Genomic DNA, 25681 nt, shown 5'->3' on the forward strand with positions numbered 1-25681 from the left:
CGGAACCGCCCGTCGGCCGGATGGCCGACGGGCGGTCGGTGATGGGACAGGATCAGACCGCGGCGCGGATACGGCCGAGGAGCTGGCTGCCGGGCGTCGTCAGGTCGTCGCTGAGGTAGAACTCGCGCATCGCCGCGCGGTACTCCTCGGCGGAGACCTGACCGTCGCCGTCCTGGTCCAGGGCCGCCACGGCCGTGTCCAGCTCGGACTGCGGAACCCTGAACGCGCGCAGCATCCGGCTCAGTTCGTCCCGGCTGAGCATTCCATCGCCGTCACTGTCCGCGAGCTCGAACTCCGCGTCGATGGCACGGTTGATCGCCTGCAGGCCCTTGCCCTGGTCGGCGCCCGCGAAAGCCGACTCGAACTCCGCACGGCTGATCTGGCCGTCGCCGTCCGTGTCGGCCTGCGCCGCGAGCTCCTCCCACACCTTGGTGTAGCTGTTGATGACCTGGCGGGCCTTGGCCGACTCGGCGACGCCGAACGCGTCGATCAGCCGCTCGGCAGTGAGCTGGAGGTCTTTGGCGCTGATGACGCCGTTGCGGTTCTCGTCCATCATGTCGAACAGTCGCTGGGACTTGTTCTTGATCGCGTTGGTCACCATGCTGGGAATCTCTCTTTTCGCCGGGGGCTGCGCCTGCTGCGTCCTACCGCGCCCGACTGCCATGCAGAACGTCACGCGGCGTGCACGAGTCGACACTGTGTGTGACTAAGTGAACCCGTGTGCAGACGCCAATACAAGGCCGCGGCGAGGCGATCCGCCCGACTGATCAACCAGCTCACCCGTTTACAGCAGCCGCCGGAGACGACGCCTTGAACCCGTTGATTTCACTGGTCCTGATGACAGGCGTGACTGGGCATGACAGGCGCTCAGAGGCCCGGCGCTCCCCAGACGGGGAACCAGCGCGCGAGGTCCGGCTCCATCCGCAGGTCTTCTCCCAGCACCGCTCTGACCTGCAGCTCACGCTGGTTGTCACGCTTCTCGGTGCTACCGGGCAGCGGCGCGAAAGGATAGAAGGTGCCGCGCTTGTAGAGGTAGACGAGCGCGAGAGGCCGTTGTTCACCGTCCCGGAAGCCGAGCAGCGAACAGAGGAGCTGCGGGCCGAAACCGCCGTCCTGGAGAAGCGTATTGACCGCGTGCAGATCGTTGACCAGACCGGCCGTGTCGTCGGCCGCCTGCCGGACGAGCAGCCAGGTGTAGCCGTACGAGTCCTCGGTGAACTCCACGGGAGAACCGGCGCGCCCGGCGTCCGCGTCGAGCAGATCCCGTACGTCCTGCCGGATCCGCGCGAATCCGCCGCCTTCGACGCCCGCGAAGCACACCGAGCCGAGGCCCGTGGGAGCGAAGCCGGCGCCGGCCTGGAGGGTGAGGGCGGCGGACGGCAGAGCGAAGAGCTGGTCGAGATCGGGGCGTACCGGTTTGCTCCGGCCGAGAATGGTGTCGAGAAGACCCACGGGACAAGCTCCTCGCTGCTCGGTGCTGTTCAGTACGGCCCAGCGCCGGTTGTCACGGGCGGGCGAGTTCCACGGAGATACGGGCGAGCTGCTCCAGCCGCTGTTCCAGCGTCGGGTGCGACGACAGCAGACGGCCCAGGCTCTCCTTCGACGCGAAAGCGGGCACGAAGAAGAAGGCGTTGTACGGCTCCGCCTTGCGGAGGTCCTCGGTCGGGATCCGCGCCATCTGGCCACTGACCTTGGTCAGCGCGGAGGCGAGGGCCGAGGGACGGCCGGTGAGCAGGGCCGCGGCGCGGTCGGCGGAGAGTTCGCGGTAGCGGGAGAGCAGCCGGGTCAGCAGAAAGCCGATCACATACACCACCGCGCTGACCAGCGGGATCAGCAGAATCGCCAGGCCGGCGGGGCCCGCGTTCCTGGCGCTCCTGGCGAGTCCGCTCCACAGTGCTATCCGGGTGATCAGACCCGCGAGCACGCCCAGGAACGAGGCGATGGTCATGACGGCGACATCGCGGTGCGCGACATGCGACATCTCGTGCGCGAGCACGCCTTCCAGCTCCTCGGGCTCCAGTCTTCGCAGCAGGCCGGTGGTGGCACAGACCAGGGCGCTGCGCTCGCTCCGTCCGGTGGCGAAGGCATTCGGGATGTCGCTGCGGGAGATCGCCACCCGCGGCTTGGGCATGTCGGCCAGGGCGCAGATCCTGTCGACGGTGCCATGCAGCTCGGGCGCCTCCTCGGGAGTGACCACGTGAGCGCCCATGCCGAAGGCCGCGATCTTGTCGCTGAACCAGAACTGGGCGATGAAGAGGAGGCCGACGACGATCAGGATGACCGGCCAGGCGCCGCGCAACACCGCCAGCAGCACACCGACCAGCACCACATACAGCAGACCGATCAGGAACATGGTGGTCACCATGCGTGTGGTCAGTCCGTGGTCCGGGCTGTAGCGGGTCCTTGTCATCGTCGCCTCCAGGGCTCTCGGGTTAATTTTCCTCCTTTTGTGACGAAACGGAATAAGGACGAAATATGGAAGGCCGATCCCGGCGGTGTCATGGCGCCGGAATCGCGGGACAGCCGCCGATGTCACCGGCTCGACATGGACCACGTATGAGTGACCAAGGCGCTTTTCGCTTCCTGACACGGTCGGCCGTTGCGCGGCGGCGATCTCCGGGTACATCTCATACATGGCCATTGACCAGCGAGGACCTACGCTGCCGTGCGACCGCGGAGGACTCTCGGCGGCGGTGATCGGCCGGCTGCGCGACGGCGCGGCGCTGCCCGGTGAGGCGGCGGCGCGGCGGGCCGATCCCTATGGAGACGATCTTCAGCTCGCTCTCTATGTCTGCTACGAACTGCACTACCGAGGCTTCGCCGGCGTCGACACCTCGCACGAGTGGGACCCGGAGCTGCTGCGGCTGCGCGCGGCCCTGGAGCGACGGTTTCTCGATGCCCTGCGCGCGGACGCCACCCGCCACGACGAGCCCGCCGCGGCGCTGGCGGAACTGCTGGTGGAACCGGTGAACGGGACCGGCGTGTCGTACTTCCTCCAGAAGGAGGGACAGCTCTGGCAGATACGCGAATACGCGGCTCAGCGGTCGCTGTACCACCTCAAAGAAGCCGATCCGCATGCCTGGGTGCTGCCGCGCCTGTGGGGACGGGCCAAGGCCGGCATGGCGGCCGTGGAGTTCGACGAGTACGGCGGAGGACGGGCGGAGCGCGTGCACGCGCGGCTGTTCGCCGGCCTGATGTCCGACCTGGACCTGGACACGTCGTACGGCCACTACCTCGACGCCGGATGCGCGCACGTGCTGGCCACGGTCAATCTGATGTCCCTGCTGGGGCTGCACCGAAGCCTGCGCGGAGCGCTGGTGGGCCACTTCGCCGCCGTCGAGGTCACCTCCTCGCCGGGATCCCGCCGTCTCGCGCTCGCCATGAAGAACACCGGAGCGGGTCCCTCGGCGGAGTTCTTCTACACCGAACATGTCGAGGCGGACGCCGTGCACGAACAGGTCGTACGCCACGAGGTCATCGGCGGTCTGCTGGAGGAGGAACCGCACCTGGCGGCGGACATCGCCTTCGGCATCGACGCCACCGGCCATCTGGAGGACCGCCTGGGCGAGCACCTTCTCGCGTGCTGGCGAGCGGAGAAAAGCTCACTGCGGGTAGCCGTCTGAGCCGGATCCGTCGACCGCTCGACGCGAAATGTGCCGATCATCCCGGTACATTCAGGCGTGAGGCCCCTGTGACTCTCATAGCCCTGCCGGGCGTTTACGCCCCGCAAGACGACACGGCCCTGCTGGCCGAAGCGCTGCGTGCCGAGGCGCTTCCGCCGCAGGCCGAGACCCTCGATGTCGGCACCGGCACCGGAGCGCTCGCTCTGGCCGCCGCCCAACGCGGCGCCATGGTGACGGCCGTCGACATCTCCTGGCGGTCCGTGTTCAGCGCCCGGCTGAACGCCCGGCTGGCCCGCCTGCCGGTCCGCGTGCTGCGCGGAAATCTGCTGGCTCCCGTCGCGGGACGCACCTTCGATGTCATCCTGGCCAATCCGCCCTATGTGCCCGCGCCCTCCGGCAGCCGGCCAGGACACCGGGCCGCCCGCGCCTGGGACGCCGGAAACGACGGCCGGCTGCTGCTGGACCGCATCTGCCAGGAAGCGCCTCCGCTCCTTCGACCGGGCGGCGTACTGCTGATCGTCCACTCCGCGCTGTGCGCGGAAGAAACCACCCTGCGGCGGCTGCGGGCGGCCGGCCTGGACGCCGCTGTCAGCGAGCGCCGCCATGTGGCGTTCGGCCCCGTCCTGCACGCCCGGCGGAGCTGGCTGCGCTCCCAGGGCCTGGTGGAAGCGGGCCAGAACAAGGAAGAGCTGGTGGTCGTCCGTGCCCGGCGCACCTGGTGAGCCCCGGCGTATCACCGTCCAGCGGGACGGTCCCACGCTGGTGGAAGGCCCTGTCGAGATCACACTGGAGGACGGCACCACCGTCACCTCCGACCGCTTCTGTGTCGCACTGTGCGCGTGCGGGCGCAGCCGCCGCTATCCCTGGTGCGACACCAGCCACCGCCGCCGCGCCCGCGACTGAACGGATGACGACGGTGGGCCGCGGCATGTCCGCCGGGGCCCACCGCCGTGTGCGGTCAGGACGCTCGCGCGCCGCTCAGAGCGTCATGGAGTGATACGGAAGGCGTCGATCATGCCGACCGAGGTGGACTGATTGACGATCTTGATCGTGTGCGATCCCCGGCTGAGTCCCGACTTCTCCCAGACGACCTGCTGCGCCTGCCGCGCACCGGAGATTCTCAGGTTCACGGTGGCCTGGAGGACATTGTCCAGATAGACGTCGACCGTTCCCATGTCTCCATTGCGTTCGGAGAGGTACTGGATCCCGGTGCCCGTGAAGGTGTACTGCGCGGTGGCGCCCACCGTGGTGCTGTGATGGGTGTCGTCGTTGTAGTCGCCGTAGCCCCGGCCGGTCGTGAGGTACCAGTTGCTGTCGTAGGTCACCGCGGTGTTGTTGACCATCGGGTTCGGCGTCGAGCCGAGGCCGAGTGTGGAGTTGGTGCCCGCCAGGGACTTCGCGTCCTGGTTGGCCGTCCCCGTCAGCCGGGTCGAGCTGTACGAGGTAAGCGGCTTGGCGGTGCGTTCCACCACGTACACCGTGTTGGCGGCGGTGCTGAGTGAGAACTCGGCGGCGCTGGTGGTCAGGACCGTCGCGTTGTCCGAGACCCGGCGGACGCGGACCTGCTGCGTTCCCCAGGGATTCACGATCCGGGTGCTGTTTCCGTACAGGCTCTTCAGCCCCACGTACTTGATCTCGCCCGCCTCACGCTCCGAGCTGACCGTGAAGCCGCCCTTGGCCAGCAGGCTGAACTTGCCGACGAACGAGGAGTCCGAGGGCACGGCGGGGAACACACGGATCTTGTCGTTGTAGGACTGGAGCAGCGACTCGTTCATCGCCGACAGATGCACACCGAGATACTCGAAGACACCATTGGTGTTGGCCGTCAGACCGTTCGGATAGTTCTGGTACTGGCGCAGCATGGTCTTCATGCCCTGGAAGGTCTGGTCTCCCAGACCGAGCCTGGCCGCCTGCACGGCGTCGTTCGCCCACACGTTTCCGTACGGGAACGGCCGGCTGTTCCAGGTGTTGATGGCCTTCTGCTGATCGGGGTATCCGATGCCGGTCACGTCGTAGGGCCAGATGAGCTCGGAGGCGACGTTCTCGTTGTTGCGTGTCTGCGCTATCGGAGGCGTGTGCGGCAGATACGTGTTCGCGTCGGACGGGTACGGGATCAGATTGTCCAGGATCCCCTGCCACTGCGGACGGAGGTCGGCGTCGAGACCGAGCTGCTGGCCCACCTGGATGGCCAGCGGGAACAGGTTCCGTACGGCGGCCAGATCGGTGATGGCGTTGGGGACGTCCCAGTACGTCTCGTGCGAGTTGGACGTGGCGACGTAGTACTGGCCCGTGGCGCTGTTCCGGGAGAGTTTGGCCTGGTAGAACTTGGCGACCTCGCGCATGAACGGATACGCGGTGGTGCGCAGGTAGTTGGTGTCATTGGTGTACTTGTACTGCAGGTACATGTTGTACGCGGCTTCCGCGCCGGTCGACCAGATGTCCTGCGTGTATTCGCTGTTGACCGTGCCGCGGGCGTTGCCGTCCCAGCCCATGGTCTCCGGGACCCAGATGCCGTCCACGTTGTATCTGGTCCGGGTGTAGGCCTTCAGCGCGTCGAAGTTCCGGCTGTACAGCCGGTTGAATCCGGCCAGCAGATCGGTGTGGTTGGACGCCAGGAACGAGTTGTAGACATCCCGTTGGTTCCAGTACCAGTACGAGTTGCTCCACTTCGTCGAGTCACCGGTGGCCCGGAAGGCGCCGTTGATGAAGTGGAAGGGATAGTTGCCGTACCCGCCGGCGGCGATCATGTAGGTGCTGAGGTAGTACACGTTCTCCATGTAGTCCGCTTCGCGGGACCCGTTGGAGTACTGCACGAACGACTTCTCCCAGAACGCGTGCCACCAGTTGCGGAAGCTGTTCAGGGTGTTCGTGTATCCCGTGCTCTTCACGGAGTTCAGCGCGTTCTTCGCCTGTGTGACGGAGTTGTGGCCGGGCGCGTTCAGCCGGCTGCTGGCGGTGAACCAGATGGTGTAGCTGGTGGACGGCGTGATCGTCAGCCGCACCTTGCGGCCGTCGACGACCTGCGCCGTGTACGGTGCGCCCTCCACGGTCGCCGCGAGTGTGTAACCGAAGTTCTGCGGGTCGGCCTGACCACGGCTGAGGCCGGCACCGCCGGCGTCCGCGTAGGTCGACACGGTCTTCCAGGTGTCGAGGTTCGGCACGTCACCGCTGTTGCCCAGCGAGCCGACGTCCCACAGGCTCAGCTCCAGCGCGATGCTGGACACTCCGCCGCGCGTGTCCTCGACATGGACACCCATGACCTCGGAATTCGGTGAACCCATCACCGTGACGGTCCGGTTGTTGTCGTACTTGGTGGTGAGCGTCCCGTCGTACAGCGAAAGGCGCTGCTGGAACGTGGAGTATCCGCTGTCCATCGCCGGAGTGGTGGCCAGATTGAGCGTCCCGGCACCGAACGCGGTCTGCTGTGAGGTGTCCACTCCGGACACCTGCATGGACAGGCCGTTGTTCTGCCATGCCATCGCGCCCATGCGGCCGTTGCCGACGGTCAGGCCGTGCTGCGGGTTGGTGTTCGGCCGGTTGTAGACGATGTCGTGCTTGGACAGGTAGCTCCCGTAGTCCACGTTCAGCGCGCCGGTCGAGGAGTTGAAGGCGGCGTCGGTGGGCGAGGCGGACGCCGGTGTACCGGCGAGACCGCTCATCAGACAGATGGCGGCGAGGGCGAGGACGAGCAATCGGGCGGGTCTCATCGAGTGTCACTCCCACGGGCGGCGAGGGGGGTGCGAGGACGCGACAGTGTGGATCACCGGTCAGGACCGGTGATCCACGAAGCAGCGCGGTGACATGTGCGCAACACGCAGTGAACATCGGAGGTTTGGGGCCGTCAAGTGGTGGCGCCGAACTATTCCGGAGGTGATGCCCGAGAGCGGCCCGCGCGTGCCCGGCCGACGTGTGGCTTGTTCGAGCCGCCTTCTGTGGCGCCGCTCCGGATCCTTGCTGGACGCGATCGGATATCCGCATTGATCGGATCTTCGACGCTCCACTGGCTCAACTCGCCCTGGACATAAGGCTGCTGGGCCCGGCCGGCGCCTCGGGCCTTACGACTACGACCGTTTGATGACTGAATGCCGTACTCAACTGGCAACGCAAGGTCAAATTCTGGTTTCTGATCTGTTCTAACGAGACCGATCAATGTCACTCTCTGGACGGCTCACCGCGCGTAGACCTCGCGGTGAGTCTGTTTGTGGCACGCGCACAACTCAGCACCAAAGGGCGGCAGTCCCAGCCAGGCAGCCGCCTCCCCACACAGGGCCGCTCACCGGCGGCCCGACTCTCTTGGAGACTGAGTGAGACTCGTAGCTTCCACCCCCCGCAAGAAGACCGTCCGCGTCGCGGCGCTCGTCGCCTCCGCCGCGATGGTGGTCGTCGGTGTCCAGACCGGCTCGGCCAGCGCTCAGCCCGACCCGGCCCGGGAGAGCGGCGCCACCGCCGTGGCGCTCACCCCGAGCCAGCGTGTCGAGGCCATCAAGTCCGCCCAGGCGGACACCACGAGCGAGGCCGGGGCCCTCGGGCTCGGCACACAGGAGAAGCTCGTCGTCCGGGACGTCGTCAAGGACGCGGACGGCACCGTACACACCCGCTACGAGCGGACCTACGCGGGTCTGCCCGTCCTCGGCGGCGACCTCGTCGTCCACGAGGCCCCGGCCGGCGCTCGCAGCGTCACCGAGTCGACCACGGCCCGAATAGCCGTGGCCACCACCGACGCCGCGGTCACCTCGGCCACCGCGAAGGCCACCGCGCTGAAGGCGGCCTCGGCGGAGCAGACAGCCGAGGCCGAGGCCGGCACCGCGCCCCGCAAGGTGATCTGGGCGGCCTCCGGCAAGCCCGTGCTGGCCTGGGAGACCGTCGTCAGGGGTGTCCAGGCCGACGGCACGCCGAGTGAGCTGCATGTCGTCACCGACGCGGCCACCGGCAAGGAGCTGTTCTCGGAGGAGGCCATCGAGACCGGCACCGGCACCGGCGACTACAACGGCACGGTGACGCTCGGCACCACCAAGAGCGGCAGCACGTACAACCTCACCGACGCCGGCCGCGGCAACCACAAGACGTACGACCTGAACCAGCGCACCTCGGGCACCGGCACGCTCTTCACCGACGCCGACGACGTCTGGGGCGGCGGCAGGCAGAGCGCCGGTGTCGACGCGCACTACGGCGCCGCGGAGACCTGGGACTTCTACAAGAACGTGCTGGGCCGCAACGGCATCAAGAACAACGGTGTGGCGTCCTACTCCCGCGTCCACTACGGCAACAGCTATGTGAACGCGTTCTGGGACGACAGTTGCTTCTGCATGACCTACGGCGACGGCTCGGGCAACGCCAACCCGCTCACCTCGCTGGACGTGGCCGCGCACGAGATGAGCCACGGTGTCACCTCCGCCACCGCCAACCTGACCTACAGCGGTGAGTCCGGCGGTCTCAACGAGGCGACCTCCGACATCTTCGCCACCTCGGTCGAGTTCTACTCCAACACCGCGAGCGACCCGGGCGACTACCTCATCGGCGAGGAGATCGACATCAACGGCGACGGGACGCCGCTGCGCTACCAGGACAAGCCGAGCAAGGACGGCGCGTCGAAGGACTACTGGTCGTCCACCCTGGGCAATCTCGACGTCCACTACTCCTCGGGCCCCGCGAACCACTTCTTCTATCTGCTGTCCGAGGGCAGCGGCGCGAAGACCGTCAACGGCGTGAGCTACAACAGTCCCACGTCGGACGGTTCCAAGGTCACCGGAATCGGCCGGGACAAGGCCCAGAAGATCTGGTACAAGGCGCTCACCACGTACATGACGTCCAACACCAACTACGCGAAGGCGCGCACCGCGACACTGAGCGCCGCCGGCGCGCTGTACGGCACCACCGGCGCCGAGTACAAGGCGGTGGGCGCGGCCTGGACCGCGATCAACGTCAAGTGACTCCGACGGTGTGACCACCGTGTGATGTGACCTCGCGGTCCGAGGCGACCGGTGGTCCTGCCGGGTCATGTCATCGGCAGGACCACCACGACACATCCGGGCCCCGGGCACGGCTCCGCGCGTTCTCCGCGCGTGGACCCGTGCCCGGGGCGCGCCGCGTTCCGGCCCGGCGCCGGGCCGCCGCCCGCCTCCGGCGCGGATCCTTACGCCGGTCGGCGCGCTCCGGATGAGGGACCGGCGCGCGCGAACTAGGGTCCGATCCACCGGCCGCCGCCGAGGCCCGGACCGGGCACCGAGAAGAGGACATTCCGATGGCTCCGCAGTCCGCGCGTGAACCGGGACCCGGCCGGGGCGGCCGGCCAGGCGGTGCAGGGCCGGCCGGGAGCGGCGGAGAGACACCGCCGGACCCGCGGCGCTGGAAGGCACTGGCGGTCTGTCTGGTGGCCGGATTCATGACACTCCTGGATGTCTCCATCGTCAATGTCGCGCTGCCCGCCATCCGGGAGGGCCTGCACACTCCGACCTCCGACCTCCAGTGGGTGCTGTCCGGTTACGCACTCGCCTACGGACTCTTCCTCATCCCCGCCGGACGACTGGGCGACGCCCGCGGCCGGCGCGTGGTGTTCATGGTGGGACTGGCCCTCTTCACTCTGGCGTCCGCCGCCTGCGGCGCCGCCCAGTCCAGCACCTGGCTGGTGATCTCCAGGCTGGTGCAGGGCCTCGCCGGAGGAGTGGTCGCGCCGCAGATCTCCGCGCTGATCCAGCAGATGTTCGCCGGAAATGAGCGGGGCCGGGCCTTCGGCATGTTCGGCTCGGTGGTCAGCATCTCGACCGCCGTCGGCCCGCTCCTGGGCGGGCTGTTGATCGCGGCGGCCGGTGAGCGGGACGGATGGCGGTGGGTGTTCTATGTCAATCTTCCGCTGGGCATCGTCTGCCTGTTCCTGGCCCGGCGGCTGCTGCCGGACACACCGGCGGCCGGCCGTGTCCGTGTACGTGAGCTCGACCCTTTCGGTGTGCTGCTGCTCGGCGTCGGAGTGCTGACCCTGCTCCTGCCCTTCGTCCAGGAACGGCAGTGGCACGGCAGGCTGAAATGGCTGCTGGTGCCGCTCGCCGCGTTGCTGCTGGCCGGCTTCGTGAAGTGGGAGTCCCGGTGCGCGACGGGTGGCACACAGCCGGTCCTGAACCTCTCGCTGTTCCGGGTCCGCTCCTTCTGGCTGGGCTGTCTGCTGATCCTGCTGTACTTCGCCGGGTTCACGTCCATCTTCTTCATCACCACGCTCTATCTGCAGAGCGGACTGCACTACACCGCGCTCCAGGCCGGGCTGGCCATCACTCCCTTCGCGCTGGGCGCGGCCGCGGCCGCGGGTGTCGGCGGACGGCTGGTCGGCCGCTTCGGCCGGCCGCTGGTCGCGGTCGGACTGACGCTGGTGGCGCTCGGTCTGGTGATGACCGCGCTCGCTGTGCATCACGTGCCGGGACGCGGTGTGGGCTGGGCGATGGCCGCGCCGCTCCTGGTGGCCGGTATCGGCAGCGGTCTCGTCATCGCTCCGAACCAGACACTGACTCTGTCGCGGGTACCGGTGCCCGTGGCAGGCAGCGCGGGAGGCACACTCCAGACCGGCCAGCGAGTGGGCTCCGCGGTCGGTATCGCCGCCGTCGGATCGGTGTTCTTCGCCCGGGTGGCGAGCGACGGCTGGTCCGCCGCGTACGATCACGGGCTGATCCTGGTGGTGGCGTTCACGGTGGCGGCGCTGATCGCCGCGCTCGCCGATGTGGTCGCCGGCCGCCGGGAGAGGATCCGGACGGAAAGGCTTTCGTCCTCCCGGAAGTCCTGAGCGGTCGCCGTCCTGGGCGGTCGCCGTCCGAGCGGTCGCCGGGGACCGTGTCGGCCGCCGGTCAGTTCTCCGCCGGTGGGCGCCGCAGTACGTACAGTCCGACGCACGCCGTGAGCGCGGCCACGCAGGCGGTGAAGATCAGTCCCGCGTCCCGCAGACCCACCCGGAGCGTCAGCGCGCCGACGCCGATGACCGGCAGCGAGATACCGACGTACGCGGCGACGAAGAGGGCGGAGATCGTGCCGCCCCGGTGCTCGGGCGGAGCCGCACCGCTGACGGCGGCGATGGCGGCGCGGAAGGACAGCCCCTGGCCGAGACCGCTGCCGAGCGCTCCGACCACAAGCAGCGCCAGCGACTCCACCGCGAGGGAGACACCCACCAGCACCAGACCGGCCACCAGCACCAGACAGCCGGCCGGCAGCGCCCTGCGCACTCCGAGCCGTCCCATCAGCGACTGCCCCACGGTGGAGGCCAGGAAGACGGAGAAGACGATCGTCCCGGAAACAGCCAGGTTGTTCTGCCGGAGGGTCTGGGACAGGAACGCGGGCGTCACGGCGGTGAACAGACCCAGCAGCGCGAACCCGGCGAACGCGGCGAGTGCCGACGCCGCGAACACGCCCCGGACCTGCGGCGGCACCACCAGTCCCCGAGGGCCCAGCTCGGGCCGTCTCTTCCGGTTCTTGACGGTCTCCGGCAGCGACCAGGTCACCGCACAGGCCACGGCCACCAGCGCGAGATGCGCCAGAAAGGGCAGGCGCAGCGGCCACGGCGCGTACTGGGCGAGCAGCCCGGACAGCAGAGGGCCGCAGCCGAGCCCGCCCATGTTCGCCGCGGTGGCGGCGAATCCGGCCCGTGCCTCGTGTCCCGGTGTGGCCAGCTCCATCACGGTGGCCGTGGCGGTACCGCTGAACAGCCCGGCGGCGAAGCCGGACAGCAGCCGGCCCACGAACAACAGCGGCAGCCCGCCCTCGAAGAGAAAACACAGCGCGCTGGCCGACGACAGCCCCAGAGCGAACAGCAGCACCGGACGCCGGCCGATCTCGTCGGAGACATCACCCGCCAGCAGCAGCGAGGTGATGACACCGGCCGCGTAGACGGCGAAGACCAGCGTCACCGTCAGTTCGGAGAAGCCGAGCTGCGCGCGGTAGAGGCCGTACAGCGGGGTGGGCAGGGTCGTGCCGGCCATGCCCACGGCGAACACTCCGGCGGCCGCGGGACAGCCGAGGCGCCGGTTCCGGCCACTGTGAACGATCATGCGAGTCACAGTACGAGCCGGGCGGCACCGGCGCCGTGACCGCCGCCCCGCGTGCGGACGGTGCCACTTTCGCAACAGGCCCTACTTCCGCGTCCCGCCACGGTCGTCTCCGGCGGTCCCGGCGGTCCAGGCGGATCTCTGGTGGTGTATCAGAGCCGAGCCGGCGAGGACCGCGGCCACCCCGGCGCACATCACCGCCACCGCTCTGGCCCAGAAGGAGGCGGCGCCCAGACCGCTCTCCAGCAGTTCGACCCCGCCCGCGCCCGACAGCGCGTGGGCGGTGACGATCCAGACGGCGGTCGCGGCGCTTCCCGCCCAGACCAGGACGGTGTCCTGGACGGCCAGCCAGACGCCGAGCGCCAGACAGAGAAAGGTGATGACCAGACCCAGCGTGTTCGCCGAGCGGCCGGAAAGCGGATCGCCGAAGTCGGTCGGCAGATGGATCAGGCCGCTCGCGAAGAGCACCGCGGCCACGGGCCACCGCAGCACGGAACGACAGGCGACCGGTCCTGCGGTCCGGTCCGGCGGGCTCTCCACCGGAGCCGCCCGCGGTACTTCGTCCCCGGGGCCGGGAATCCGGCCTGTCCGCTCCAGCAGACTTATCAGCGCGGCCAGTTCGGCGAGCGGCCGGCCGGTCGAGGCCGTCCAGAGCTGCGTCCGTATCCGCTCGTCGCCACGGTCCGCGACCGGGGCCCGGGTCCCGGTCCGGCCGGCGTCGGCGGGACGCGGACGGGTGTCGTAGCGGTCCTCGTCGGAGGGTGTGGGATCAAGAGACATGGCGGCTCCCTTCGCCGGACTCCATGGACGGATACACAGCGATGTTCACCGAACGCCGTGCGGCGTGCGGTCCGTGACATCAAGCGCTTGTTCCATCCAATGCCCAGCCGGGGCCCGCCCGCCAGCCGGAGCGGGCATAAGAGGAGATGGCGCCGTACGCTCCGCGAGCCGGTCGGCCATGGTGCCGCCCAGCGGATACGCCGCACCCGCTGGGCCCCACCGGGCCGCCGGAGCCTCAGGGCGTGTCGGCTGGACCGTGCCGGGCTCGTCGCGGGGCGGAGGAGGGAGCCCTGGCGACCCTGATACGCCCACTATGCGGACGCCTCTCCGCCGTGCGACGCACGCCCGTTGCCTGAACGGCACGGGAGGTGCGCTCTCCGGCCGACGCCGCGCGCTGGTCCACCAGGGATGACGGGACAGCCCTCAGCCGTGGCGGCCGCCGGTCTCCCGGGTGAGGTCGTCGGTCAAGCCGACGGCCGGCTGAGGGACTTCGCCGAAGTCCTCGTCGGCGCTGTCGACGCGGAGGCGGTTGATGACCGCTTCCAGCGGCGCCGGAAGAGTGGGGTGGTGACCGAGGTGACACTGGCTGAGGAGATCGTGTCTGACCGTCTCCGGCAGCAGCGAGGACAGCGCGACCGGAGTCCGCGGCCGTCCGGGTCCGGGAAGACGGCGGGACTGCGTGCGCCAGTAGGCGGCGTCCTTGAACTCGGCTCGTTGCTGATGGGCGAGGAAGAGACAGAAGGCCGCCGTCCGGTTGCCGCCGCCGGCCGCGAACTGCCACCAGAACTGGGCCGCGTCCCGGTGGCCGGTCAGATGGAGGAGGGCGCCGAAGACGACGGCGCCTTCGGGATCGATACGGTCGTGGTCGACCAGGCGGGCCAGACTGGCCGCCGCCTCCGGCGCGTTGACCACGAGGGCGACAGCGAGGCTGAGGTCGTGCGCGGCCTGTTCATGGGCGGAGTGGTAGCGACGGGGCGCACCGTCCGCGCTCGGCGTGCGGCTCGCTCTGTCGGCCGCACGCCGCGCGGCGATACGCCGGCGGGCGGCCTCGGTGTCGTAGTGGTCGTACTCGTCGGTGAGGACTTCGGCGTCGTCCAGCAGCCCCTCGATGGCGGCGGTTTCGTCGGTGCGGCCCACATCTACTCTTCCGTCTTGGTTTCTCGTACGTCCAGATCCTTGGCCAGACGTCGTCTGGCGTGGCGTACATGGGAGCGGACAGTGGCCACTTCGATCCCCATGTACTCGGCGACGACTTCGTCCGGTATCCGCAGGACATAGCGGAGTACCACGACGTCGTACTGCCGCTCGGGCAGCCGGGAGATGGCCGCGTACAGGCCGATCTCACCCTGCAGAACGGCGAATTGGTCGCGCATCTCGTACAGGAGGAGCTTGCGGATCGCGGCGAGGAACGCGGCGGTGTCGACCAGGACCGGTTCGAGATCGTGCTCCCTCAGCCATCGCGCCACCTCTTCCTTCAGAACCGCCCAGGCGTACTGGGGTACCGATTCCTGGACCAGCGCATGGGGCCAGTCGTCCAGCAGCCGGGCGCACAGGGCGTCCACCACTGTCTCGGCGGCGGCCCGGCTGCCCACCTGGGTGTGCGCGTAGCGCAGCCAGAGCGTGTGGTGATGTGCGTCGAAGGCGTCGAAAGTCAAGGCCAGCCGCCGCTCGGGCCGGTCGGAGAAACGCTGTAAGCCACGGTCGGCGACGCCCCGGCCGCCGTTGATGGCGCGGGCCATCAGACGCAGCTCCCTTCGGCGGCGCACCGGACGGCCAGAGTTTCCAGATCGGCTTGCACGGACGCTCCGTTCTCTGGGCACCGCGCCTCTCCACGGCGGAGGGCGCCGGCGCGAGAGGCGTGCCCTCTCACCTGTCAGCCAACCGGTTGAGCGCCCTCGTCGTGCAGGGCACTCTCAGGGTTTTTCGCGGATGGTCATCATATGATTACTTAATCCTGGGGCGGGGCGCGTTTCGGTAATTCACTCCCTCTTTCCCCTCAGGCCCGCCCGGCACGGCAGTTGGCGCGTCTCGTACGGTTGTGCGTGCGGAGTGATGGGCAGCAACGGGCTGTCATCCGCTCAACGAGGACGGGGGTCGCAAAGTGGGGGACGACAGCACGGTGGACCTGGAGCTGGACCGGGCGCACTCGGCGCGTATGTACGACTATTACCTGGGCGGTACGACCAACTTCCCCGCGGATCGCGAGGCCGCGGGCCGCGCCATGGCCGCGTTCCCGTCCATCCTGGCCACGGCCCGTATCAACCGCCGTTTCATGCACCGCTCGGTGCGCCACCTGGCCCGTGACGGCATGAGCCAGTTCCTCGACATCGGGACGGGCATTCCCACCTCGCCGAATCTGCACGAGGTGGCGCAGCGGGAAGTCCCGGACGCCCATGTCGTCTATACCGACAACGACCCGATCGTCCTGGCGCACGCCCGCGCACTGCTGCACAGCCATCCCGCCGGGCGCACGGCGTACGTACACGCCGATGTCACCGCTCCCGAAGCACTGCTGGCGGTCGCGGAGGTGCGCGAGACGCTCGACTTCAGCCGGCCCATCGCGCTGAGCCTCAACGCGCTGCTGCACTTCGTCACCGACGAACACGACGCCCACGCGATCGTCGAGTACCTCAAGGACGCGCTGCCCTCGGGCAGCACTCTCGCCATCGCCCATGTCACGCCCGAATTCGACCCGGAGGGCATCGCGCGGCTCACCTCCGCGTACCGCGCCTCCGGCACGCCGGGACAGGCCCGCACCCGTGCGGAGATCGCCCGCTTCTTCGACGGCTGGGAGCTTCTCGACCCCGGGATCACTCCCTCGCACCAGTGGCGTCCCGATCCCGATGACCAGAACGAGAACGTCACCAGCAAGGAAGCGGCCTGCTACGCCGGTGTGGCCCGCAAGCCCTGACCGCCGGGACACGGGGAGCGGCCGGTGCCCGGGGCGGGGCACCGGCCGCTCTTCCGCCGCGATTCCGCCTCACGGGCGGACGGCGCCGTTCCTGAAACGCGCCTCAGGCGGCGGTCCTTGGGCCGGCGGCGGGGCCGACCAGTTCTGCGAGGACGTCCTCCATGGTGACGAAGCCGATGACGGTGCCCTTGTCGCCGGTGACGGCGGCGAGATGTGTACCGGCGGAGCGCATGGCGGTCATGGTGTCGTCGAGCGGGGTGTCGATCTCGACACGGATCACCGTGTGCAGCGCACCGCGCGGGAAGGGACGGGTGCGTTCGGCGGCGCCGAGGGCGTCCTTGATGTGGAGATAGCCGAGGATGGTGTCGTCGGGGCCGGTGACCGGCAGCCTGGAGAAGCCGGAGGAGGCGGCGGCACGCTCCAGCTCCTGCGGAGTGATCCGGTGGTCGACGGTGACCGTCCGGTTGAGCGGGACCATCACCTCGCCCGCCGGGCGGGTGCCCAGCTCCAGCGCGTCACGCAGCCGTTCCCCGTCGGCCGGATCCAGCAGCCCGGCCTCGCTGGAGTCCTTGACCAGCCTGGCGAGCTCGTCGTCCGTGAAGACGGACGCCACCTCGTCCTTGGTCTCCACCTTGAGCAGGCGCAGCAGGACGTTGGCGAACGCGTTGATCCCGTGGATCACCGGACGCAGCCCACGCGTGAGTGCCACCAGCGGCGGACCGAGCAGCAGCGCGGTCGGGACCGGTGCGGCCAGCGCGATGTTCTTCGGCACCATCTCACCGATCAGCATGTGCAGATACGTCGCCAGCGTGAGCGCGATGACGAACGCGATCGGATGGATCAGCGCCTCCGGCACTCCGACCGCGTGGAACGGCGGTTCCAGCAGGTGCGCGATGGCCGGCTCGGCGACGGCGCCCAGCACCAGCGACGAGATGGTGATGCCGAGCTGGGCGGTGGCCATGGCCGCGGACAGATGCCGCAGGCCCCACAGAGTGGTCTTGGCCCGGCGGCTGCCCTTGAGCGCCTGAGGCTCGATCTGACTGCGCCGTACGGATATGAGAGCGAACTCGGCACCGACGAAGAACGCGTTGGTGAGCAGAGTGAGCGCACCGACCGCGAGTTGCAGCACGGTCATCGGACGTCCTCCGCGAACTCCGCGGACCGGGCCGGAGCGGTGATCCTGACCCGGTCCGCACGGCGGTGCTCGACGCGCAGAACGGTGAACTCCCAGCCGTCGACCTCAAGTGTGTCGGCCGGCAGCGGCAGTCGTTCCAGCCGGGTCGCGAGCAGCCCCGCCAGCGTCTCGTAGGGACCTTCCGGCGCGCTGAGGCCGATCTGTTCGAGCTGGTCGAGCCGGAGGCTGCCCTCCGCCTCCCAGACGCGGCGGCCGTCCACGGCCGTCTCGACGGGCGCCAGATCGGGCGTCTCGTCCGGGTCGTGTTCGTCGCGTACCTCGCCGACGACCTCTTCGACGATGTCCTCCACGGTGGCGACACCGGCGGTGCCGCCGTACTCGTCGATGACCACGGCCATCGTCCTCGCCTCCCGCAGACGCCGCAGCAGCCGGTCCACCGGCAGGGAGTCGGGCACCAGCAGCGGGCGGGTGGCCAGCGCGGTGACCGGAGTGTGGTCACGCCTGGTCTCGTCGAGAGCGAGGACATCACGGATATGGACCGTCCCGATCACCTCGTCGAGACTGTGGCGGTAGACGGGAAAGCGCGACAGGCCGGTGGCCAGAGTGAGCCGGGCGGCATCCGTGGCGGTGGCATGGGCTTCCAGCGCCCGGACGTCCACGCGAGGCGTCATGACGTTCTCGGCGGTCAGCTCCGCCAGATGCAGTGTCCGTACGAACAGCTCGGCGGAGTCCTCCTCGATGGCGCCCTCCCGTGCGGAGTGCCGCGCCAGGGCGACCAGTTCCTCGGGGGTACGGGCGGAGGCCAGCTCTTCGGCGGGCTCCAGGCCGAACCGCCGTACGAGGCGGTTGGCGGTGTTGTTGAGATGCCGGATCAGCGGAGCGAAGGCGGCGGTGAAACCGCGCTGAGGGCCCGCCACGACCTTGGCCACCGCGAGCGGGCTGGAGATCGCCCAGTTCTTCGGGACCAGCTCTCCTATCACCATCAGCACCACGGTGGTCACGGCGACACCGAGCAGCGTGGCGACGGTGGGGACCGCTCCGCCGGGCAGACCGGCGGCCTCCAGCGGACCGCGCAGCAGTACGGCCAGGGACGGCTCCGCGAGCATGCCGATCACCAGCGATGTCACGGTGATGCCGAGCTGGGCGCCGGAGAGCTGGAAGGTCAGACGCTTGGCCGCCACCAGCGCGCCGGCGGCTCCGCGCTCGCCGGCGGCGGCGGCGCGTTCCAGCTCGCCGCGCTCGACGGTGGTCAGGGAGAACTCGGCCGCGACGAACACCGCACAGGCGAGGGTGAGCGCGAGGGCGAGGATCAGCAGGAGCACTTCGGTCACCGTGCCACCTCCGGCCCATATGCCGACGGGTCGGAATTGGCACGGCTCGTACTGGGAGGCTCACCCATTGCGGGAACGCAGCTCCTTCTCGGATCAGACGGACGGGCGGGGTGGGCACCCCGCCCGTCAATAGTAAATTAATCGCAAAGCAAAGCAATGTGGCGATCGCCACCCGAGGCCGTCCGCCGTGCCGTTGGCTATTCCGCGCCTCCGCCGGCGCTGTCCGCCGCGTCGGCCTCCCTGAGCCGTTGTTCAAGACGCCGGTGCGTGCGGTGCTCATGGACGAGGCGGCCCACCAGCGCGCCGCCGTAGACGACGAAACCCACGCCGACCAGCCAGGACTGGATGACCAGGACCGTACCGAACGGACCGTAGGTGACGGCGTTCGAGGCGATCAGCGGCGAGAAGACGAGACGGGAGAAGACTCTCAGTCCCAGCAGCCCCAGCGAGATCGCCACGGCGCCGGGAAAGAGCGCGCCCCAGCGCACACGGCCGGCCAGCAGCACATGCTGCGACCACCAGAAGAAGAGAAGCGTCCCGATCACATCGCCCAGGGTGGCGAGCACCGTCTCGATGACGGACTCGGAGGTGACCGGTGTATTGACGAAGATGACGAGATAGACGACAAGGACCGCGAGCCAGAGAACATGCCGCCATATGGTGTGCCACCGGGCCGTCGGCAGTTCCCAGACCCTCTCGTAGCCGGTCTGTACGGCGGACCCGAAGGTCAGACCGAACACGGCGAGCGCGGCGAGGCCGAACGCCGTCGTGCGCTGCAGTGCCTGTCCCGGTCTGCCGAAAAGCTGCTCGATCTCTTCCTGCGAGGACGGCGCCACCCCCAGACCCTGGCCCAGCCAGCGGGCGAATCCCTGGCCGCTCGCCGGGTCGGCCGCGGCGACCAGGATCAGCAGCGGTACCAGGGTCAGGAAGCCGAGTGCGGCGAAGCTCATGGCCCGATGCATCAGTTCCATCTCGCGGCCCCGGCTCCAGGCGAGCATCGCGGGAGAGGCGGCGATCCTGCGGTACAGGCTCTGGAACCGGGACGTGTCCGCCGGCGCACCGAGACGCTTTCGGGTCATGTGTCGTCTACTACCCCGGCGGGCGGCATGCTCCGTGCACCGGCCCCCGGATGGGTGCCGGTCCGGCATCACGCGAGACCGCCGGACCACGGTTGTCAGGGGTTCCAGCGGACGGCGGTGTACGTACGGCCGAAGCGCCGTGCGGCCAGATCCTCGCGTTGGATCGCCCAGTGGACGATGGCGCCCTCCCTGCGCTCGATGCCGGGCTTCCACTCGGCGAGCAGCACCCAGTCTTCGACGGCATCGGACACCACTCCACCCGCGCCCCATCCGCCGGCTTCCACCGCCCTCACCGCGCACCGCGCGACGCCTTCGACCGGGTCATGATGGACGGCCTCCTCCGAGGCGTATCCGCCGATCCGGAGAGGTCCGCGGATGGCGATGGCATCGGGTGTGTCCTGCCACACCCGGGCCAGTTCCTCGGACCGGGGATGCCCGGGGAGCGGCCCGCTGTACGGAGCCTCGGGGATCTCGACCGCGTAGTGGTACGGCAAGGAGGCATGGGTCGTCGCCCGCAGTTGACCCCGCGGAAACGCCTCCACCATCTCCCGGTACTCCTCGATCTCGAACCAGGCCCCGGAATTCTTGTCCCGCTCCTCCACGGCCGCACCGGCCGGGACATACACCACTTCGCCCATGGTGGAGAAGCCGCCATCGGCCTCGGGAAAGGCGAACAGCAGCAGGTGGCCGTCGATGGGCAGCGGGAGATCGGTCGCGTCGCCGGGCAGGGCCGCGAGATCGATGGAGGCGACGAAAGGGTATATGGAGCCCGGAGCGCCGGCGGGCAGCATCAGCGGACCGCCGAACCGGCCCACGACCGGCCCGTCTCCTTCCAGCGCCAGCGTCGCGCAGGGACGAGCGGTGTCCAACCACCGCTCCACGTCGCCTGCGGGGATGCCCCGCGCGATCGCCCTTTCACGGAAGGGACTCAGGGTTTCTCGGTCGGATGGCCTGTCCCGCAGCTCAGGAGTCATGGAGGAACCGTAGAGCCGGGGTCTGACACCGCGCGCCGAAGGCACGACCTCGAAGGCCATGGCCTCACGGACGGGACGCGCGGTCCCGGAGGGCGTCAGGCCCTGGCCCGCAGGTGTTCCTGTGCCCATTCCTCGAAGCTGGTGAGCGGGATGCCGAGGGCCTGCGCGTACCGCGGGCGGGCGGGCTGGCCGGCCACGTTCATCCATTCGTGCCCGGCTCCCGCCGCCGGCATCCCGGCGGCGGCGGCCTCCTCCAGGGTCATGTCGGGTGCGGCCAGCTCGGTGTCCAGAGCGCGGGAGAGGATCTTGGCGATGTCGGTCATCGTCAGATAGTCGCTCGCCAGCTCCAGCTCGACTCCGTGGAACCGCTCCGGCGCGGCGATGGCGGCGGAGGCGGCCCTGCCGATGTCGTCGACCGCGACGAGGGACAGCCAGGTCCCGGGCTTCAGGACACTCACCAGGCCGCCCTCGACGCCGTGGGGCAACAGGAACGCCTCGGAGGGCAGGAAGTTCTCCATGAAGGTGCCGGGGTTGATGAGTGTCCAGTGCCTGAAGCCGGCTTCGCGGACCCGGTCCTGGATCCCGGCCTTGGCGGTGAAGTACGGCTCCAGCGCGGCCCAGCGGCCTTCGGCCCAGCCGGGAGCCTCGGTGTGCCGCCCGGCGCCGGAGACGGACGTGTGCACGAACTGCGGCACATCGGCGGCCCTCGCGCCCTCGATCAGATTGACGGCCTGGGTCAACTCGCCTTCGAAGGCGCGTCCGTTCATGTCGGGCATCTGCACCGAGAAGACGGCGCGAGCTCCTTCGGCGGCCCGGGTCACGGAGTCGCGGTCGTCGAGGTCGCCGGTGACCAGCTCGGCGCCGAGCGCTTCGACCGCCTTCGCCCGGTCGCTCGCCGGGTCGCGGACCAGGGCTCGGACGGGAACGCCCGCCGCGAGCAGGGCGCGGGCGGTGGCGCCGCCCTGCCGGCCGGTGGCGCCGGTGACCAGGACGGGTGCGGATTCTGTCGTCATGGTGTTCCTCGGGTGGTGACACGCAGTTAAATGGCGAGGCCCGCCACTTACGTTCCGGTACGATACGGAGGGCCCCGCCACTTAGCAAGCTCGGAGATGACGCCATGACCGTTCAGCGCGCGGACGCCCGGCGCAACTACGCGCGGATCCTCGCCGTCGCCGAGGAAGAGGTCGCCGCGCACGGCGCCGACGCCTCCCTGGAACGGATCTCCCGCATCGCGGGAGTCGGATCGGCCACCGTGCGCCGGCACTTTCCCGGCCGGCGCGCGCTGCTGGAGGCGGTCTTCAGCGAGCGGATCGAGGCCCTGTGTGCCCGCGCCGCGGAGCTGGCCGAGGCGGCGGACGCGCGGGCCGCGCTACTGGACTGGCTGGGCGCGCTCACCGCGTACGCCGCCTCCGCACGGGGCATGGCCGACGCGCTCATTCAGGACGGCATGGACGACCCGGAACATGTGAACGCCTGCTCGGCCAAGCTCACCGGCGCGGTCGACCCGCTGCTGCGGCACGCCGAGCGGGCCGGCGCGGTGGCGCCGGAGGTGACCGCCGCCGATCTGATCGTGCTGGTCACAGGCATCGCCCTGGCCACGGAACACCATCCGGACCCCGCCGCCGAGGCGCACCGACTGCTCGGCCTGACCATGGCGGGAGTCAGCCCTCGGAGCTGAGCGGGACACGACGACCATGATCCATCTCAGCGCCGCTTCCGCCGCCTCGATTACGCACGCCCGAGGCCGCCGACGGTGATGCCGCGGAACGCGGCGTCCCACTCGGCGTCGTCGCCCTGCCACCGCCCGGGCGCGGCCGCCACCGTGCCCCAGGCGATCCCGGGCCCGAGGGCGTCGCCGTCCTCGGGCGCGGTGCGGCGCAGCCAGAGCAGATCGAACCGGTGGCCCGGCCGCGCCGTCGCGATGACCAGCCGCAGTCGGCGCAGATCGGCCGCCGTGGCTTCGTCGAAGGCGTCATGGTGGACGTACAGCACATACGCGGCAGACTGAGCGAGCGCGCGCCAACGGGCGGCCAGCGCCTGGAACTTGGCGTGGACGCCGGTGAGCTGCCGGTCGATGTCCGCCTGGCTGAGCCGCTCGCCGGACGACGGCCGGAAGTCGTGGAAGAACCGGATGTCGGAGCCACGGTCCAGCGCGCAGAGGCCGTCACTGAACGGTTCGACCAGGCCGGGCCGGAGTACGCCGTCGAAGTCCTCGGCGATCAGCCGCACGACCGCCTCGAAGTCGAGATCGAGCCAGTCGAAGAAGTGCGCGCGGTCGTTGCCGGTGATCCGCCGGATCTGATGGGTGGACTCGCAGTGGTAGCCCAGCCCGACGCAGGTGTCGTACATGTCCGCTCTCCCGGCCGGTTCAGGAAGTGGTACGCCGAAGGAGCAGTCCCACGCTGCCGCGCTTGCTCAGATAGGCGCGTCCCGAGCACACCGTTTCGACCCGTGGCGGCACCAGCACGACCTCCTCCTCCGCGCGCCAGTGCGCCGACCGCTCCAGCCAGGGCCGTATGTACAGGCCGAGGGCCTCCGGTTCGAGTGCGACGAACAGACAGTCCGTGGCCAGGTCGTCGAGGAGCGCGGGATCCTGGCCGTAATAGAACATCTCGATCAGCAGATGGGCGTCGGCGCGAGGGCCGGTGTCCTCCTTGGCCAGTTCGGCGAGGCCGGCCTCGTCCACCGTGACCGCGTCCGCACCGGCGAGCGCGGCGGCGAGCCGTGGCCGGAAGACCGGGTTCGGCTCGGTGGCGCGTACGGTGAAACCGGCGGCGGCGAGCCGCCGGGTGAGCGCTCCCTCGCACGCGCCCACCTCGACGAGCGTGCTGCCGGCGGCCGGGCACCGGTTCCTCACCCAGGCCGCGGTCGCGTCCAGCCGTTCCGCCTCGTACGGCGATGTCGCGAACTCCCATGGATCCACGACGGAGGCGGCCTCGTCGTCCAGGCTGGCGAGCAGGGCGTAGAGCCGCTCACGCTGGTCCGGATCGGCGTCGAAGAACCGCTCGGTGGCCGGGATGTGCGGCGTCTGGACGAGGTACTCGGGATTCTCCTCGGTCAGCAGATGTCCGCAGGAGTGATTGACGAAGCCCAGCTTCGCCTCGATCCGCCGCTGTCCCAGCGGGCGGTCGAGATCGCTGACGAACTGGAGATACGGCGAGTATCCGACGGCGTGGCGCACTTCGAGTCCAGGCCCGTTCCCGGCGCCGGCGGATTCGCAGGCCGCCGCGGTGTCGCGGCCGAGCCGTCCCCGTCCGCGCCGGTTGTCCGCCGGAGAGTGCGTCCAGACACGGACGGCCCGACCGGCCTCGGCGGTCGCGTCGCGGACAAGACCCGCGAGGACGGCGGGCTCCGGCGAGGTGATCTCTCGCGGCGCGGGCCTGACGTACGGGGCGAGGAGGGCGAGGCGCTCGGCCGGGCCCGACCCGGCGGGGAGGGTCACTGTCTCGGCGTGGTCGCCGAGGACCACCCGGGTCTCTCCGCCACGGTCGTCGGTGAGCACGGACAGGAAGTCGAGGACGGCGTCCTCGGCCCGGAGTACGACAACGATATCGATCACGGACTTCGGTCCTTGGTACGGAGCCGACAGAGGAGAGCGGGACAGGGTGAGGCCGGTCGGGGGAGGCTCGTACGGGCGTCGGCTGGCAGGACCTTAGCGGTCGGCCCGTATGTGGTCCAGACCAATCGGAAGAGTGATCGTTGAGTTTCGGCCACTCGGAAGTCCCGTAGAGGCGCCGGTCTCGCGAGGCGCCCGCGCGCCGCGACGGTCCCGGCAACACACCGCCGGCCGCCTACAGTTGCTCCGTCGCGTCCGTCAACCGCGCGTGCGCCCTGCGCAGATGCGTGCGCATCCGGGCGAAGGCGGTCTCCTCGTCGTTCTCGCTCAGCGCCTCCAGGATCCGTTCGTGTTCGGCACAGGTCTCCTCCGCCCACCCTTCACGGAACGAGAGCCGGTACTGATGCGTATGCGCGTGCAGCCGCTCCAGTGTCGAGCGGAGGAACGCGTTGCCGCTCAGGCACGCGATCCGGTCGTGGAACACCGAGTCGTGGTGCAGATAGAGCAGCAGTGTCGACCGGCTGTGGAAGTCCTGTGCCGCCGTGCGCATCTCGGCGAGCTGGCCGGCGAGTTGGAGCAGATCCGCCTCGGTCACCTGGGTCGCCGCGTGCGCCGCCGCGGTCGGTTCGAGCAGCAGCCGCACCTCGAAGAGCTCACCAAGGCTCCGGCTGCTGAGCAGTGTGGCCGCCGTATAGCCCGCCAACGACCGCTTGAGCACCAGCCCTTCCGCCTCCAGCCGCGCGAGGGCCTCCCTGAGCGGTGTGGGCGAGATCGCCAGCTCCTGGGCGAGCGTATTGATGTTCATCTTGGACCCCGGCTCGATGTCGTGGTCCACCAGCCGCTGCCGGATCGTGTCGTAGGCGGTGTCCGCCAGTGCCTGCCGTCTAGGCGTGCCTGCCATCGTGCTGCTCCTGTGTTCCGGTCCAACACCCAGTGACGGCCCTCGGATGACGGCCTCCGCCGTCCCTCCCTGGCATCCCGTGATGCTATCGCCCAGCGATTGTATTTTTTTCCGCCGTCGCGCGAGATCGAGGTCAGTGCGCGCACTGGACCCCGAGTCCCTGCCAGGACAGTGTCGTCCCTCTCCCTGGCGGATTGTCAACACCCAGTGTGAGCTGGGCCTTTGGCGAAACCGCACGGCGATGTCCGCCCAGGGCCCGATCTCGATCCGGTAAAGAACGGTACGAGCCTTGACTGTGCCGGGATGCTGGCTACTCTTCTGAAAAGTATACGAAACGAGGGTGTTTACCGGACCTCCGAACCGAAGGCCCGGTT

Annotated in this window: 23 protein-coding genes; 7 read left to right on the forward strand and 16 right to left on the reverse strand. The window is 69.4% G+C overall.

What is annotated here, in order from left to right:
- Positions 1-52 precede the first annotated feature (52 nt).
- The 3 genes from PV679_RS17405 to htpX all read right to left on the reverse strand — a co-directional run bounded on the left by PV679_RS17405 (position 53) and on the right by htpX (position 2410).
- On the reverse strand, positions 53-601 hold the full coding sequence (locus PV679_RS17405) for an EF-hand domain-containing protein (protein ID WP_319681184.1): 549 nt from the start codon (positions 599-601) through the stop codon (positions 53-55).
- 266 nt (positions 602-867) lie between these two features.
- Positions 868-1452, reverse strand: coding sequence for a PspA-associated protein PspAB (gene pspAB, locus PV679_RS17410; RefSeq protein ID WP_319681185.1), 585 nt, complete (start codon positions 1450-1452; stop codon positions 868-870).
- Positions 1453-1504: 52 nt separating this feature from the next.
- Complete coding sequence (gene htpX, locus PV679_RS17415) at positions 1505-2410, reverse strand: zinc metalloprotease HtpX (RefSeq protein ID WP_319681186.1); 906 nt, start codon at positions 2408-2410, stop codon at positions 1505-1507.
- Between the two features lie 223 nt (positions 2411-2633).
- On the opposite strand from htpX, the gene PV679_RS17420 reads away from it, so the two are divergent.
- The 3 genes from PV679_RS17420 to PV679_RS17430 all read left to right on the forward strand — a co-directional run bounded on the left by PV679_RS17420 (position 2634) and on the right by PV679_RS17430 (position 4526).
- On the forward strand, positions 2634-3623 hold the full coding sequence (locus PV679_RS17420; RefSeq protein WP_319681187.1) for an iron-containing redox enzyme family protein: 990 nt from the start codon (positions 2634-2636) through the stop codon (positions 3621-3623).
- A gap of 68 nt (positions 3624-3691) precedes the next feature.
- A complete protein-coding gene (locus PV679_RS17425) occupies positions 3692-4345 on the forward strand; it encodes a HemK2/MTQ2 family protein methyltransferase (protein ID WP_319681188.1) in 654 nt (217 codons plus the stop codon).
- Positions 4326-4526, forward strand: a complete 201-nt coding sequence (locus tag PV679_RS17430) for a CDGSH iron-sulfur domain-containing protein (protein ID WP_319681189.1) — start codon at positions 4326-4328, stop codon at positions 4524-4526. The genes PV679_RS17425 and PV679_RS17430 overlap by 20 nt, the downstream gene beginning before the upstream one ends.
- An 83-nt stretch (positions 4527-4609) precedes the next feature.
- Here PV679_RS17430 and PV679_RS17435 read toward each other — a convergent pair whose 3' ends face one another.
- A complete protein-coding gene (locus tag PV679_RS17435) occupies positions 4610-7330 on the reverse strand; it encodes a glycosyl hydrolase family 95 catalytic domain-containing protein (protein ID WP_319681190.1) in 2721 nt (906 codons plus the stop codon).
- Positions 7331-7927: 597 nt separating this feature from the next.
- Between PV679_RS17435 and PV679_RS17440 the strand changes: the two genes are divergently transcribed.
- Together PV679_RS17440 and PV679_RS17445 are read left to right on the forward strand one after the other, a co-directional pair.
- Positions 7928-9553 (forward strand): M4 family metallopeptidase, encoded by a 1626-nt coding sequence (locus PV679_RS17440; protein ID WP_319681191.1) that lies wholly within the window; start codon positions 7928-7930, stop codon positions 9551-9553.
- Positions 9554-9864: 311 nt separating this feature from the next.
- Entirely contained in the window at positions 9865-11388 is a 1524-nt protein-coding gene (locus PV679_RS17445; RefSeq protein ID WP_319681192.1) for an MFS transporter, read from the forward strand.
- Positions 11389-11449: 61 nt separating this feature from the next.
- On the opposite strand, the gene PV679_RS17450 is transcribed toward PV679_RS17445, so the two are convergent.
- The 4 genes from PV679_RS17450 to PV679_RS17465 all read right to left on the reverse strand — a co-directional run bounded on the left by PV679_RS17450 (position 11450) and on the right by PV679_RS17465 (position 15159).
- Positions 11450-12643 (reverse strand): MFS transporter, encoded by a 1194-nt coding sequence (locus tag PV679_RS17450; protein ID WP_319681193.1) that lies wholly within the window; start codon positions 12641-12643, stop codon positions 11450-11452.
- 81 nt (positions 12644-12724) lie between these two features.
- Entirely contained in the window at positions 12725-13420 is a 696-nt protein-coding gene (locus PV679_RS17455; protein WP_319681194.1) for a hypothetical protein, read from the reverse strand.
- Between the two features lie 423 nt (positions 13421-13843).
- Complete coding sequence (locus PV679_RS17460; protein ID WP_319681195.1) at positions 13844-14557, reverse strand: hypothetical protein; 714 nt, start codon at positions 14555-14557, stop codon at positions 13844-13846.
- A gap of 2 nt (positions 14558-14559) precedes the next feature.
- Positions 14560-15159 (reverse strand): sigma factor-like helix-turn-helix DNA-binding protein, encoded by a 600-nt coding sequence (locus tag PV679_RS17465; RefSeq protein WP_319681196.1) that lies wholly within the window; start codon positions 15157-15159, stop codon positions 14560-14562.
- A 362-nt stretch (positions 15160-15521) separates the two neighbouring features.
- On the opposite strand from PV679_RS17465, the gene PV679_RS17470 reads away from it, so the two are divergent.
- On the forward strand, positions 15522-16331 hold the full coding sequence (locus PV679_RS17470; RefSeq protein ID WP_319681197.1) for an SAM-dependent methyltransferase: 810 nt from the start codon (positions 15522-15524) through the stop codon (positions 16329-16331).
- A 103-nt stretch (positions 16332-16434) separates the two neighbouring features.
- Here the strand turns inward: PV679_RS17470 and PV679_RS17475 are convergent, their stop codons facing one another.
- The 5 genes from PV679_RS17475 to PV679_RS17495 all read right to left on the reverse strand — a co-directional run bounded on the left by PV679_RS17475 (position 16435) and on the right by PV679_RS17495 (position 21863).
- Positions 16435-17466 (reverse strand): hemolysin family protein, encoded by a 1032-nt coding sequence (locus PV679_RS17475; RefSeq protein ID WP_319681198.1) that lies wholly within the window; start codon positions 17464-17466, stop codon positions 16435-16437.
- Entirely contained in the window at positions 17463-18797 is a 1335-nt protein-coding gene (locus tag PV679_RS17480) for a hemolysin family protein (protein ID WP_319681199.1), read from the reverse strand. Before PV679_RS17480 ends, PV679_RS17475 begins: the two co-directional genes overlap by 4 nt.
- Positions 18798-18994: 197 nt before the next feature.
- Positions 18995-19876, reverse strand: a complete 882-nt coding sequence (locus PV679_RS17485; RefSeq protein WP_319681200.1) for a YhjD/YihY/BrkB family envelope integrity protein — start codon at positions 19874-19876, stop codon at positions 18995-18997.
- Positions 19877-19971: 95 nt separating this feature from the next.
- On the reverse strand, positions 19972-20745 hold the full coding sequence (locus PV679_RS17490) for a DUF1963 domain-containing protein (RefSeq protein ID WP_319681201.1): 774 nt from the start codon (positions 20743-20745) through the stop codon (positions 19972-19974).
- Positions 20746-20945: 200 nt separating this feature from the next.
- Entirely contained in the window at positions 20946-21863 is a 918-nt protein-coding gene (locus PV679_RS17495) for an NmrA/HSCARG family protein (protein WP_319681202.1), read from the reverse strand.
- 104 nt (positions 21864-21967) lie between these two features.
- Here PV679_RS17495 and PV679_RS17500 point away from each other — a divergent pair, with 104 nt between their 5' ends.
- A complete protein-coding gene (locus tag PV679_RS17500; RefSeq protein WP_319681203.1) occupies positions 21968-22528 on the forward strand; it encodes a helix-turn-helix domain-containing protein in 561 nt (186 codons plus the stop codon).
- 50 nt (positions 22529-22578) lie between these two features.
- Here PV679_RS17500 and PV679_RS17505 read toward each other — a convergent pair whose 3' ends face one another.
- The 3 genes from PV679_RS17505 to PV679_RS17515 form a co-directional block, all read right to left on the reverse strand.
- Positions 22579-23199: a DUF1796 family putative cysteine peptidase gene (locus PV679_RS17505; RefSeq protein WP_319681204.1), complete on the reverse strand. Its 621-nt coding sequence runs from the start codon at positions 23197-23199 to the stop codon at positions 22579-22581.
- A gap of 19 nt (positions 23200-23218) precedes the next feature.
- Positions 23219-24409: a hypothetical protein gene (locus PV679_RS17510; RefSeq protein ID WP_319681205.1), complete on the reverse strand. Its 1191-nt coding sequence runs from the start codon at positions 24407-24409 to the stop codon at positions 23219-23221.
- Positions 24410-24641: 232 nt separating this feature from the next.
- Complete coding sequence (locus PV679_RS17515) at positions 24642-25307, reverse strand: GntR family transcriptional regulator (protein WP_319681206.1); 666 nt, start codon at positions 25305-25307, stop codon at positions 24642-24644.
- Positions 25308-25681 lie beyond the last annotated feature (374 nt).

This window comes from Streptomyces sp. AK02-01A, assembly GCF_033795305.1.
GTDB lineage: Bacteria > Actinomycetota > Actinomycetes > Streptomycetales > Streptomycetaceae > Streptomyces.